Here is a 12,524-nt window from a genome sequence, read left to right as displayed (position 1 = left end):
TCGCGCACCCGCATAGCGGGTGGTTTATTGTTTCGCATGGCTCATTTCTCTGCCGAGAAACTTGCCTTATGCTCAACAGGCTAAAGCCCATAAATCCAAACTATCGGCCGATGGAATCGGTTTTTTAGCCGATAGTAATTGACTTTTATCACAGCAATTTTTGCAAGTCAAACAGCAATAAGAGCATATCGGATTATTAAAAATGTTAGTATAATTTTATCAGTAAAAACTAATTCTGACTATTACTGGTATCTGGAGGTATTAAGTTGCTGGATAATTATTTTATGCTTAAGGGCAGAGCCTCCGAGGCGTTATATAACCAAATTGCAAAGGGTGCTCCTATTTATGATTTTCATTGCCATCTTTCTGCAAGGGATATTTATGAGGATAAGGAATTTAAGGACATAGCCTCCTTGTGGCTGGGATATGACCACTATAAATGGAGGGCTATGAGATATGCGGGTATTCCCGAGAAATGCATCACAGGCAACAGTGATGGATTGACCAAATTCAAAATGTGGGCAAAAACCTGTGAAAGGCTTGCAGGAAGTCCGCTTTATCACTGGGCGAATATGGAGCTTAAAAGCTGTTTTGGAATTAATGAATTCTTAAAGGAGAGCAACGCTGAGGAGATATTTTATTTGTGCAGCAGTATAATAAAGTCCTCTAAGCTGTCCCCTGTTAAGATGATAGAAAAATTCAATGTCAGGTTAATATGTACTACAGATGATCCGGCAGACAGTCTTGCTTATCACAAAAGGCTGAATACAGAAGGCAAGTATGGCTTTATGGTATTTCCGACCTTCAGACCGGACAGAGCCCTTAATATATTAAAGGAAGATTTTACGGGTTACATAGAAAAGCTGTCAGAAAGCAGCGGAGTAAAGATTGAAAGCTATGAGGACATAATAAATGCTTTAAAAAGCAGAATACAATACTTCAGGCAAATAGGCTGCGTTCTTGCAGATCATTCTCTTGAAAGCATGTCATACTTTGCTGCAGATACTCCGGAGGTTGAACGGATATTCTCAAAGAGGCTTGGCGGTGAAATATTAACAAATGAAGAAGCAGAAAAATATAAAGGCTGTACTTTGAAAATTTTGGCATCAGAGTACAGAAAGGCAGGCTTGGCAATGCAGCTTCATATAGGAGCCTTGAGAAATGTTAATGAGACTATGCACATGAAGGCAGGAGCTGATGCCGGCTTTGATATAATGAATGATTTTTGCATAGCGGAGCCCTTGGTAAGGCTGCTTGACGATATGGACAGGTCGGAGGGCTTGCCCAAAACAATACTTTATTCACTTAATTCTAAGGATAATCTTGTGCTTTCTTCCTTGTGCCATTGCTATACCGAGGATGGAATCCCCGGAAAGGTTCAGTTTGGAGCAGCATGGTGGTTTAATGACCATAAGGAGGGAATTAGAGAGCATTTGAGTTCAATTGCAAATCAAGGGATGCTTGCATACTTTGTGGGAATGCTTACTGATTCAAGAAGTTTCCTTTCATACGTAAGGCATGATTACTTTAGAAGAATCCTGTGCAGCTTTATCGGAGAACTTGTGGACAACGGAGAATTTGACAAGGATGAAGAAATATTGAAGGAATTGGTGGAAGGCATTTGCTTCAGAAACATTCAAAATTATCTGGGTCTTTGACCGGCTCAGCGATAATATCATATATATGGATGTAACAGAGAGATTACAGACTTAATATAAATCGGAGGGGATTAAAATGCATGAAATATTAAGTAAAATATCATTAATTGGCATAGTACCTGTTGTGAAAATTAATGATACAGAAAAAGCAGTACCCCTTGCAAAGGCATTGAGTGACGGCGGAATTCCCGCAGCGGAAATAACCTTTAGAACAGAGCAGGCAGAAGAAGCAATTGTACGCATTACAAAAGAAATGCCTGATGTACTTGTGGGGGCGGGAACTGTATTGACTACAGAACAGGCAGACAGGGCGATTAAGGCAGGAGCCGGATTTGTTGTAAGTCCCGGGTTAAATCCACAGGTAGTGGCTCACTGTATGCAAAAAGGAATTCCTGTTATTCCGGGGTGCTCCAATCCAAGTGATATTGAGCAGGCAATGGCGCTTGGACTTGATGTGGTAAAGTTTTTTCCGGCAGAGGCGGCAGGAGGAGTTAAAATGCTGAAAGCTTTATCGGGGCCGTATGGAAATATGAAGTTTATGCCTACCGGCGGAATAACTGCGGACAATGTAAATGACTATCTTTCCTTTTCCAAGGTTATAGCATGCGGCGGGAGCTGGATGGTGCCTGAAAATTTAATCAAGCAGGGTAATTTTGAGAAAATTACTATTCTGGCAAGAGAGGCAATGGAGAGTATTCTTGGCTTCAAGCTTTCGCATGTGGGTATTAATTGTGAAAAGGATGAACAGGCAGGCAAGGTTGCCGCAAGCTTCTCGAGCTTGTTAAATCTGGATTTGTACAATGGAGGTGTGTCAATTTTTGCAGGGAATGCCGCAGGGAACATTATTGAAGTTATGAAAACACCATATAAGGGCAGGCATGGACATATCGCCATAAAAACAAATTATATTGAAAGAGCAGTCAATTATATCACAGGCAAGGGCTACAAATTTGATCAATCAACGGCAAAGTATGATTTAAATAATAAATTGCAGACTATTTATCTTGAAAGTGAAGTGGGTGGTTTTGCAATACATCTGGTACAGTAAGGAGATGGCAAAAGATATGAAAACGGTTGTGACCTTTGGAGAATTAATGTTAAGGCTTGCCCCAAACGGATATTTAAGATTTGTTCAGGCTGATTCCCTTGAGGCGACTTATGGCGGAGGAGAGGCTAATGTGGCAGTTTCACTTTCAAACTTCGGCCTTGATGCGAGGTTTGTCACAAAGCTTCCGACCAATGAAATAGGTCAGGCAGCAGTAAATTCATTAAGAAAATATGGGGTGGATACCTCTAATGTAGTAAGGGGAGGAGCAAGGCTGGGGGTATATTACCTTGAAAAGGGTGCGTCTCAAAGACCTTCGAAAGTAATATATGACAGAGCATATTCTTCTATTGCATTAGCTGAGCCCAAGGACTTTGACTGGGATAAGATTTTTAAAGATGCGGAGTGGTTTCATTTTACAGGAATAACTCCGGCGCTTGGCGGGGGTGTTGCGGATATTTGCTTGGAAGCCTGCAAGAAAGCCATGGAAAAAGGGATAAAGGTCAGCTTCGACCTGAATTACAGAAAAAACCTGTGGTCAACTGAAAAGGCGCAGGAGGTTATAACAAAGCTGACACCGTATATAGATGTATGCATTGCAAATGAAGAGGACGCTGAACAGGTATTTGGGATAAAGGCGGGTAATACTGATGTTGCAGGAGGAAAAATAAACCATGAAGGCTATAAGGAGGTTGCAGAGAAGCTGGTAAGGCAGTATGGCTTCAAGATGACAGCCACTACCTTGAGAGAAAGTATTTCAGCCAGTGACAACAATTGGTCTGCGATGCTGTATGACGGGAAGGAATTCTATTTTTCAAAGAAGTACAATGTTCATATCGTGGACAGGGTAGGAGGCGGAGATTCCTTTGGAGCAGGCTTGATATATTCTCAGCTGAACAGCTATACACCTCAGGCCTCTATAGAATTTGCAGCTGCGGCAAGCTGCTTGAAGCATACCATAGAAGGCGATTTTAACCTGATGTCGGTAGCTGAGGTCAAAGCTCTTGCAGCAGGAGATTCCTCCGGGAGAGTACAGAGATAATTCAAAAAGAAAATAAACCGGTTTTTCATTGATAGGCTTGAATACTCTATAAATTTTAACCGGAAAGGTTGAGCAAATAATATAAAAAGGATATAAAAAAATGGCGAAATACTCTTTGTGCAGTACATACTTTAAAACCTTACCCGAAGGATGGGTAAATAACGGATTTATTATAAACAACGGATTACAGAGCCCTGTATGCGGAGGAATAAATACAACTGCATACTGGGACATATATTCAACCCTGGATGCTCATATTATACGGGCTCGAATAAAGATTGCGGATATACAGTCTTCATTCGCTTTATTTAAAAAATACCACCTTCAGGGCGGGATAGGTATAATTGACTGCGGAAAGAGGCAGCTCAGCCTATACAAGCCGTGGCTCGGAGAGGAATTGCCCGAAATTGTTGCAAGCTCTCCGATTACCATTGAAATTTCAGAGAACAGGGAATATGTTATAAGCTATGAAAAAGAAAACGGAAGCTTTCACAGATTGAAAATAACAGATACAGTGACAGGTCAGAGCAATGAAATAACCTACCTGAACAGCAGTCATCCTTTCGGAGACTATGCGGGGAAGCAATGGGGAGCTCCGGGAATAATGTTTTTGAAAGGGAATATTCTTGTCAAAAGGTTTGAATTTATTTCTGAGGCGCCTCAGGACAGCAGAGTTATGATATTTGGAGACAGTATTACAGAAGGTCATGGAATGGACAATAACAGAGCCACATACCATGAAAGATGCAGTGCTAAGGTACGTGATAAAATAAACGGCAGCTGTGTAATTTGCGGAAGAGGAAGCGGAGACAGTGCAGATTTATTGGATAGATTAAATTTTGAATTGGAAAGGTTCAAGCCAAGATATGTAGTCGTAATTATCGGAACAAATGATACAGATATAGAGATATGGCAGACTAATATCGAAAAAATAATTGCAAAAATCAGAAGTAAAGGTGCAAATCCAGTCATATGCGTACCTCCTGTGGGAGGAGAGCTTGTCCCTCAAATAGCTGAATATTTGCAGAATAAGGATTATGCCGTTGTAAGAATGGATTATGCGACAAGCCTTGACCATGATGGTGTAACTCAGGACAAGGCATTGTTTTTAGACGAGCTTCATCCAAATACTTTTGGAAATCTGAGAATGTATAAGCAGCTTCTTATTGATGCACCGGAAATTTTTGAATAGATTAAAATTTTATGCGAGGATATAAAATATCATGAGATTAAACAGAAATGATATAGGAAACTTAGAGCTGTGGCAGCATACCGGCATTGAGATGCCCAAATTCGATTTTGAAAAGATGGTGGCGGCAACAAGAGAGAACCCTACATGGGTGCATTTTGGAGCAGGTAATATTTTCAGGGGCTTTATCGCTGCTTTGCAGCAAAAGCTGCTGGACTCGGGCGAGGCAGATACCGGAATAATTGCCGTGGAAGCCTATGATTTTGAAATCATAGACAGAATATACAAACCCTTTGATAATTTAAGCCTTCTGGTGCATATGAATGCAGATGGAAGCCTTTATAATAAAGTGATTGCAAGTATATCGGAAGGACTGGCGGGAGATACCTCAAGAGAGCAGGACTGGGAACGGCTGAAGGAAGTATTCTGTAAGCCGTCCTTGCAAATGGCAAGCTTTACTGTCACAGAAAAAGGGTATTCTTTGACCGGAATGTCAGGTGACTGTCTTCCGGATGTCAAAAATGATATTGAAAATGGCCCTAAAGAGCCTAAAAATCTTATAGCCAAGGTTTGCTCGCTTTTGCTAGAAAGATTTTTTTGCGGGGGGCTTCCCATTGCAATGGTAAGTATGGACAACTGCTCCCATAATGGAGAGATTCTTCAAAAATCCATGCTTTCAATAGCTAAAGGCTGGATTGAGAAAGGCTTTGCAGATAAAAAATTTATGGCTTATCTTAGCAATCCGTCAAAGGTCTCTTTTCCCTGCACCATGATTGACAAAATTACGCCGAGACCTTCGGAAGCTGTTTGTAATGCTGTTTCCAAGCTTGGCATAGAGGATATCAAAATAGTGCGGACAAGTAAAAATACATTTATATCACAATTTGTTAATGCGGAAAAACCGCAGTATCTTGTTATTGAAGATCATTTTCCGAATGGACGTATGAAGCTTGAAGAGGCAGGTGTAATTTTCACAGATAGGGAAACTGTCGAGAGGGTTGAAAGAATGAAGGTTACAACCTGTCTGAATCCATTGCACACCGCTTTGGCGGTATTCGGGAATCTGCTTGGATATAAGCTTATAGCAGATGAAATGAAAAATCCATATCTTAAAAGGCTTGTGGAGAGAATAGGATATGATGAGGGGATGCCGGTAGTTGTCAATCCGGGAATACTGCAGCCGGCTGCCTTCATTAAGGAGGTTATCGAGGAAAGGCTTCCAAATCCTTATATACCGGATACACCACAGAGAATTGCATGTGATACATCACAAAAGATTCCGGTTCGCTTCGGAGAAACTATAAAGACCTATTGCAGTAATCCCAGATTGGATGTAAGGGGTCTGACATATATTCCTTTGACAATTGCGGCATGGTGCAGGTATCTGATGGGTGTGGATGATTGCGGAAATATAATGGAACTAAGTCCTGATCCGATGCTGGAGGAGCTCAGAGAATATGTAAAAGGGATAGAACTTGGAAGTATTCAGCCTGAGGGGTATATGCTGAAACCAATATTGTCAAATGAAAGAATTTTTGGCTCCAATCTTTATGAAATAGGACTGGGAGATAAAATCGAGGGAATGTTTAAGGAAATGATCGAGGGGAAATATGCGGTTAAGGCAGTCTTGGAAAAGTATATACACTGTTAATATTGCGGCAGAGGAGATGATGCTTGTTGAAAATGACATTCAGGTGGTTTGGCGAAAAGGATGATAGTGTGACACTGGAGCAAATCAGGCAGATACCGGGTAAGCCAGGAATAGTAGGAGCATTGTACGATGTTCCCGTTGGTGAGGCATGGCCTTTGGATAAGGTGAAAAACTTAAAGGATACAGTTGAAAAAGCGGGCTTGGAGCTGGAAGTAATAGAAAGCGTAAATATCCATGAAGATATTAAGCTGGGACTGCCGGCCAGAGATAAATATATTGAAAGCTACAGGGAGTCGATACGCAATTTGGGGGAAATTGGGATCAAGGTAATATGCTATAATTTTATGCCTGTATTTGACTGGCTCAGGACTGACCTTGCAATGAAGCTGGAGGATGGCTCTGAGGCTATGGCATACGATAACAGCATAGTTCAGAAGCTGGAACCGGTAAAAATGGTGGAGGATATGGCCGCCAATTCAAACGGGTTTGCACTTCCGGGCTGGGAGCCATACAGGCTGAAGGAATTAAAGGACACGCTGGAAAAATATAAAAGTGTAGATGAAGATAAGTTGTTTGAAAATTTAAAGTATTTTCTCGAAAATATAATTCCGGTATGTGAGGAAGCTGATATTAAAATGGCAATTCATCCTGATGATCCGCCATGGCCACTTTTCGGACTGCCTAGGATAGTCACCTGCAAGGAAAATCTGGACAGGCTTGTTAAGCTTGTTGACAGTCCGTATAACGGGTTAACTCTATGCAGCGGTTCATTGGGTTCGAATCCACAAAATAATATACCTGAGCTTATCAGGCATTTTGGAGCAATGGGCAGGCTTCACTTCGGGCATGTGAGGAACCTGAGGTTTGAAGCTGAAGGGAAATTCCACGAAGCATCACATCTTTCCTCTGACGGGGCTTTTGATATGTTTGAAATTATGAAGGCATACCACGATATAGGCTTTGAAGGATATATCCGTCCTGATCACGGAAGAATGATATGGGGAGAAAAGGCAAGACCCGGTTATGGGTTATATGACAGGGCATTGGGAATTGCATACTTAAATGGATTGTGGGAAGCAATCAATAAGAAATAATAAAATAGTCGGAGGATTATAAATGAGCAGAATAGGTGCCAATAGTAGTAAATATGATGCATTGGGGTATAATTGCTGGCTTGGATACCATAAGCTTGATAATTCCCGGTTAATAAAAGAATATGTTAAATGGTGCAAAAATATTATAAGGTCTGAAGATTCTGATGTCATAAATACTGCGCTTGATGAGCTTAAAAACGGCATACATGGATTGCTTGACATTAATCCGATAATTTCAGTTGAGCCGGTAATGAAAGCTTATCTGTCAATAGGAACCTTTTCTGAGAATGACACGCTGGATGCTTTGCTAGAAACAGAGGAGAAAGAAGAAACAGGTGAGGAAGGTTTTATTATAAAATTGGCGGAGACTGATGAAGAAAGTATCCTGATTATTGCCGGAAAGACAGAAAAGGGATTGCTTTACGGAGTTTTTAGCTTTATCAGGGCAATACAGACACAAAATAATTTGGAAAATATATTTGGAATTGAAAAGCCTGCTAATCAGCTGAGAATCCTTAATCACTGGGACAATCTTGACGGAAGCATTGAAAGAGGATATGCGGGGAAATCAATTTTTTTCAACAATAATAAGGTAATAAGAAAATCGGACAGAATAAGAGACTACGCAAGGCTTCTGGCTTCAATGGGAATAAACGGTACAGTTATAAATAATGTAAATGTGCTTAAATTTGAAACAAGGCTAATAACAAGTGCCTATTTGCCCGATGTTGCAAGGCTTGCTGATTTGTTCAGGGAATACGGTATCAGGCTGTATCTGAGCATTAATTTTGCCAGCCCCATGGAACTGGGGGGCCTTCCCACAGCTGACCCGTTGGATGAAGGTGTGAGAGAATGGTGGAAGAAAAAGATTGAAGAGATATACAGCTATATTCCTGATTTTGGAGGATTTCTTGTAAAGGCGGATTCTGAAAACAGACCGGGTCCGTTTACGTACAACCGTAACCATGCGGATGGGGCAAATATGCTGGCGAAGGCATTAAAAGGCCACAGTGGTATTGTAATTTGGAGATGTTTCGTATACAATTGTATGCAAGACTGGAGAGATTATAGTGTAGACAGGGCTAAAGCAGCTTATGACAATTTTATGCCCTTGGATGGTAAGTTTGACGAGAATGTGCTGCTCCAGATTAAGAACGGTCCTATGGATTTTCAGGTTAGGGAGCCGGTATCAACATTATTTGGAGGTCTCAGGGAAACAAATCAGGTAATGGAATTCCAGATAACTCAGGAATATACCGGTCAGCAGAAGCATTTGTGCTGGCTTGTGCCAATGTGGAAGGAGATACTTGACTTTGATACTTATGCTAAAGGAAAAAATACATTTGTTAAAAGGATTGTAAACGGTTCCGTTTTTGAAAATAAGTATAGTGGAATTGCAGGTGTTGCAAATATTGGAGACGAGGCGAACTGGACAGGCTTTCAATTGGCGCAGGCTAATTTGTACGGCTTTGGCCGCCTTGCATGGAATCCTGACCTGACTTCGGAACAGATAACGGAGGAATGGGTCAGAAGAACCTATTCAAATAATTCTGAGGTCGTTAATATTATTTCGGAGATGCTGCTGAGCTCATGGAAGATATATGAGAGCTATACATCACCTCTTGGAATTGGCTGGATGGTCAATCCAAATCATCATTTCGGACCGAATGTAGACGGATATGAATATGATAAATGGGGAACCTATCACAGAGCCGACCTGAGAGGGATAGGCGTTGACAGGACATCAGCTTCCGGAACCGGCTACGCAGGACAATACAATAAGGAAGTTGAGGAAGGGTATCAGGATGCCGGGACTTGTCCGGAAGAATTACTATTATTTTTTCACCATATTCCGTATAATTATAAATTGAAATCGGGTGAAACTTTGATACAATATATTTATAATTCCCATTTTAAAGGAGTTGAGCAAGCCATTGATTTGAAAAATAAGTGGCTCAGTCTTAAGGGAATGGTCGGGGAAGAGCTGTTTAACCATGTTAAAGGCAGATTGGAAGGACAAATTGAGTATTCAAAGGAATGGAGAGATGTGATTAATACATATTTTTTCAGAAAGACAGGAATAGATGATGAGCAGGGCAGAAAAATTTATTGATTTCCGGTTATATAGTCAATGCAGAAGCTAATTCTGGTTTGATTATCATAATATACTTTTTCTATAATTTTCAAAAACACAAATCAATCAAGGCAAAATGGGCGCATCCAAACCTTGAGGGGTTTGTGTTTTTGGCTTTGCTAAAATTTTTTTTTAAATTCTTCGAATAATTTGATTATATCCGGTGTTTTCTCGAAAAACTCATTTAATAATTTTATATTTGCCAGTGTATTTGAACTGATATTATGTTCAATCAGCTCGGTTTCCACCAGCAAGTCCTCGTTGATGCCTATTGTTTCTAAGAATCTTTGAATTATATTATGCCTGTTAAGCAGGAATTCCCCCAATTCTTTTCCTTTTTCAGTCAAAAAAATAATTCCGTATTTTTCATATTTTACGAATCCCAGCAGGGATAGCTTCTGAACCATTTTTGTGGCTGAAGACGGCTTAACGTTAAGCATTTCTGACAGCAGGTTGATTCTCATATATTTTTCCGTAAGATTTTTTCTGTAAATCATTTCAAGGTAATCTTCCATAGCAGAAGTCAGCAATCTGTTATTCTGATCCAAAAGCTGATATCCCCGAACGGTATGAAAGTCTTTGTTCCTATCCATTTGCTTTAGCCTCCTTTTAGTTGCTGCAAATATTTTTTCTGTTATTTAATTTATATGCTTGATTCTGGGATTCTATTTTTACCAATGTTATTACAGGAAATATATTTTAGAAGGGGAAAGGTTTAAGACAGAGTTCAGCCGGGGAGGGGAAGCAGTTAATGAGCGGCTATGCTTTATTTATAGTATGAATATTGAATAATAAAATACTGGTTGTGATAGCAGCTGTCACAGGTATTATAAGTACAATGCCGATTCCGCTGCATATTATTTGAAAAACCTCGGGACAGAACAGCTTTGAGTTTATAAGGTCTGCAAAGGAGTATTCCGCCATATTGAGCCAGATTAGCAGAGGCATAAATCCGCTTAAATATGCAAAAAGCAGAGTGTTTGTCATTGCTCCTAATATATCTCTTCCTATGTTCAGGCCTGACCTGAATAAGTCCCTTTTGCTTATGGTAAATGTGTTGACGAAAACCTCATTCATAGCTGAGGATATTGAAATGGCAACATCTATAATACCGCCTAAAAGACCAATCAGTATCTCGCAAGTAACTAATTTTGAAAAATTAACATGTACGTAATATGAAAGATATGCTGCACTGCCGGGATTCTCATTGCTGAATCCCTGCAATTTTGCACCTGTACCTGTTTTATAGGCAAATAAAATACAAATAATTACTACAATTAATACAGATATGAATGCGGCAGCACTTTTTCTATTGAAGCCATTGATAAAAAATAATGTTATCGAGCTTATTATTATACATTCTAGAATGGTTGCTTTTATAGGGTCGATGCCAAAAGCCACAGCCTTCAGCATTATAAAGAAGCTGCAGAAGTTCATCAGCAGTATAAAAAAAGATTTTACACCCCTGTTTTCTCCTATCATTGCCATTAAACACAATAAGACTACCAGTAATACAAATATTATACTCATGCTTTGGCTCCTGTCCTGTTACCGCAAATTAAAAATACAGAGATATAAATAGTTATGGGGATGCTTATTACTATTCCTATGCTTCCTGTGAGGGCACGTATTATTTCAAGGGACAGATTGAAGTTTATAACAGTTGAAACAGAATATCCGTTTTTCAACCAGATAATTATCATAGGTATGCTTCCGCTGATATATGCAAAAATAAGAGTATTTGCCATTGAACCCATTATATCTTTCCCTATTTCCTTACCGGATTTTATAAGTGATTTTTTGTCTATGTCAGGACTTTTATCCGACAGTTCTTTAACGGCGGCAGAAATAGTAATTGCAATGTCCATTATTCCGCCCAAGGTACCTATGATAACTTCAACAGCGAAAAGCTGTCTGGAGTCATAAGGCAGGAAATCCATTTCCTCGTAATGCATGCCGGCTCCATTCGTGGCATAGATTACAATCAGGGTAACAGCCAGTGAAAAAAATGTTCCTGCAAGGGTTCCTAAAATTGCCGCATAGCTTTTTTGGTTCCTCCCGTTTACAAGTAAAATTGAAAATACGATAAATATCAAACATGATAAGGTTATAATTAGAAAGACATTAACTCTGAAGATATAGAGCTTTATAAGACAAAAGGCTATAAATATATTAATTGCCACACTTGCCAAGGCTCTGAGGCCTTTTTTGCCTCCTACCAATATAATGAGAAAAAGAAATACAGCAAGTATGTAGGCCATATATTTATCGCGCTTCAAATCCAGTATACTTGCGGATATAATAGCTTTTTGGGAATTTTCATGATAGGTGATAAAAACCTTGTCCTTTATATCATATTTTGTGTCAAAAACTTGTGATTCAGAGATGTTGTTTGTCATATATATAACTTCGTCCTTATGGTTTCCGTTTAATATAACGGCACTTATATGCTGCGTGCAGATCTCTTCAGTGTTGCCATAAATATCCTGTGCCTGTTTATCATTGGTTTGGGTTACTGATATAATTTCAGCGATAGTTTTTGAGTATAGGCTATCGTTGGCTGCTATAAAATAAAGGCAGCAGATGGAAAATACAAATAATATAAAAACAGCAATAAATTTACCCTTATTATTTTTTAAGTGCTTATATAAGCCTGACAGCTGTATTTTTATCATTTTAATTTATCACCAGTCTTTTGTTTTTTATACCGA

General features: G+C 39.6%; 10 protein-coding genes. 7 read left to right on the top strand and 3 right to left on the bottom strand.

The window, feature by feature from the left end:
- The first annotated feature begins 266 nt into the window (after nucleotides 1-266).
- From uxaC to LY28_RS15610, 7 genes are all read left to right on the top strand, one after another.
- On the top strand, nucleotides 267-1,658 hold the full coding sequence (uxaC, locus tag LY28_RS15640; protein ID WP_110463117.1) for a glucuronate isomerase: 1,392 nt from the start codon (nucleotides 267-269) through the stop codon (nucleotides 1,656-1,658).
- 76 nt (nucleotides 1,659-1,734) lie between these two features.
- A complete protein-coding gene (locus tag LY28_RS15635; RefSeq protein WP_110463116.1) occupies nucleotides 1,735-2,706 on the top strand; it encodes a bifunctional 4-hydroxy-2-oxoglutarate aldolase/2-dehydro-3-deoxy-phosphogluconate aldolase in 972 nt (323 codons plus the stop codon).
- 16 nt (nucleotides 2,707-2,722) lie between these two features.
- Entirely contained in the window at nucleotides 2,723-3,745 is a 1,023-nt protein-coding gene (locus tag LY28_RS15630; RefSeq protein ID WP_110463115.1) for a sugar kinase, read from the top strand.
- 100 nt (nucleotides 3,746-3,845) lie between these two features.
- Nucleotides 3,846-4,937 (top strand): SGNH/GDSL hydrolase family protein, encoded by a 1,092-nt coding sequence (locus tag LY28_RS15625; RefSeq protein WP_110463114.1) that lies wholly within the window; start codon nucleotides 3,846-3,848, stop codon nucleotides 4,935-4,937.
- Nucleotides 4,938-4,968: 31 nt separating this feature from the next.
- On the top strand, nucleotides 4,969-6,585 hold the full coding sequence (locus LY28_RS15620) for a mannitol dehydrogenase family protein (RefSeq protein ID WP_110463113.1): 1,617 nt from the start codon (nucleotides 4,969-4,971) through the stop codon (nucleotides 6,583-6,585).
- A 26-nt stretch (nucleotides 6,586-6,611) separates the two neighbouring features.
- Nucleotides 6,612-7,679, top strand: a complete 1,068-nt coding sequence (uxuA, locus tag LY28_RS15615; RefSeq protein WP_110463122.1) for a mannonate dehydratase — start codon at nucleotides 6,612-6,614, stop codon at nucleotides 7,677-7,679.
- Between the two features lie 22 nt (nucleotides 7,680-7,701).
- Nucleotides 7,702-9,792: an alpha-glucuronidase family glycosyl hydrolase gene (locus LY28_RS15610; protein ID WP_110463112.1), complete on the top strand. Its 2,091-nt coding sequence runs from the start codon at nucleotides 7,702-7,704 to the stop codon at nucleotides 9,790-9,792.
- 140 nt (nucleotides 9,793-9,932) lie between these two features.
- Here the strand turns inward: LY28_RS15610 and LY28_RS15605 are convergent, their stop codons facing one another.
- The 3 genes from LY28_RS15605 to LY28_RS15595 form a co-directional block, all read right to left on the bottom strand.
- A complete protein-coding gene (locus LY28_RS15605) occupies nucleotides 9,933-10,406 on the bottom strand; it encodes a metal-dependent transcriptional regulator (protein WP_110463111.1) in 474 nt (157 codons plus the stop codon).
- A gap of 166 nt (nucleotides 10,407-10,572) precedes the next feature.
- A complete protein-coding gene (locus tag LY28_RS15600) occupies nucleotides 10,573-11,343 on the bottom strand; it encodes a YibE/F family protein (protein WP_110463110.1) in 771 nt (256 codons plus the stop codon).
- Entirely contained in the window at nucleotides 11,340-12,488 is a 1,149-nt protein-coding gene (locus tag LY28_RS15595) for a YibE/F family protein (RefSeq protein WP_110463109.1), read from the bottom strand. Before LY28_RS15595 ends, LY28_RS15600 begins: the two co-directional genes overlap by 4 nt.
- Between the last annotated feature and the right edge of the window lie 36 nt (nucleotides 12,489-12,524).

This window comes from Ruminiclostridium sufflavum DSM 19573, assembly GCF_003208175.1.
Lineage (GTDB): Bacteria > Bacillota > Clostridia > Acetivibrionales > DSM-1351 > Ruminiclostridium > Ruminiclostridium sufflavum.
This window is presented reverse-complemented; position numbering and strand designations above follow the sequence as displayed.

Excerpts from the sequence above, each read along its gene's own strand:
- LY28_RS15625 (WP_110463114.1), top strand. The coding sequence starts at position 3,846 with ATGGCGAAATACTCTTTGTGCAGTACATACTTTAAAACCTTACCCGAA.
- LY28_RS15610 (WP_110463112.1), top strand. The coding sequence starts at position 7,702 with ATGAGCAGAATAGGTGCCAATAGTAGTAAATATGATGCATTGGGGTAT.
- LY28_RS15600 (WP_110463110.1), bottom strand. The coding sequence starts at position 11,343 with ATGAGTATAATATTTGTATTACTGGTAGTCTTATTGTGTTTAATGGCA.
- LY28_RS15605 (WP_110463111.1), bottom strand. The coding sequence starts at position 10,406 with ATGGATAGGAACAAAGACTTTCATACCGTTCGGGGATATCAGCTTTTG.
- LY28_RS15635 (WP_110463116.1), top strand. The coding sequence starts at position 1,735 with ATGCATGAAATATTAAGTAAAATATCATTAATTGGCATAGTACCTGTT.
- LY28_RS15595 (WP_110463109.1), bottom strand. The coding sequence starts at position 12,488 with ATGATAAAAATACAGCTGTCAGGCTTATATAAGCACTTAAAAAATAAT.
- LY28_RS15630 (WP_110463115.1), top strand. The coding sequence starts at position 2,723 with ATGAAAACGGTTGTGACCTTTGGAGAATTAATGTTAAGGCTTGCCCCA.
- LY28_RS15620 (WP_110463113.1), top strand. The coding sequence starts at position 4,969 with ATGAGATTAAACAGAAATGATATAGGAAACTTAGAGCTGTGGCAGCAT.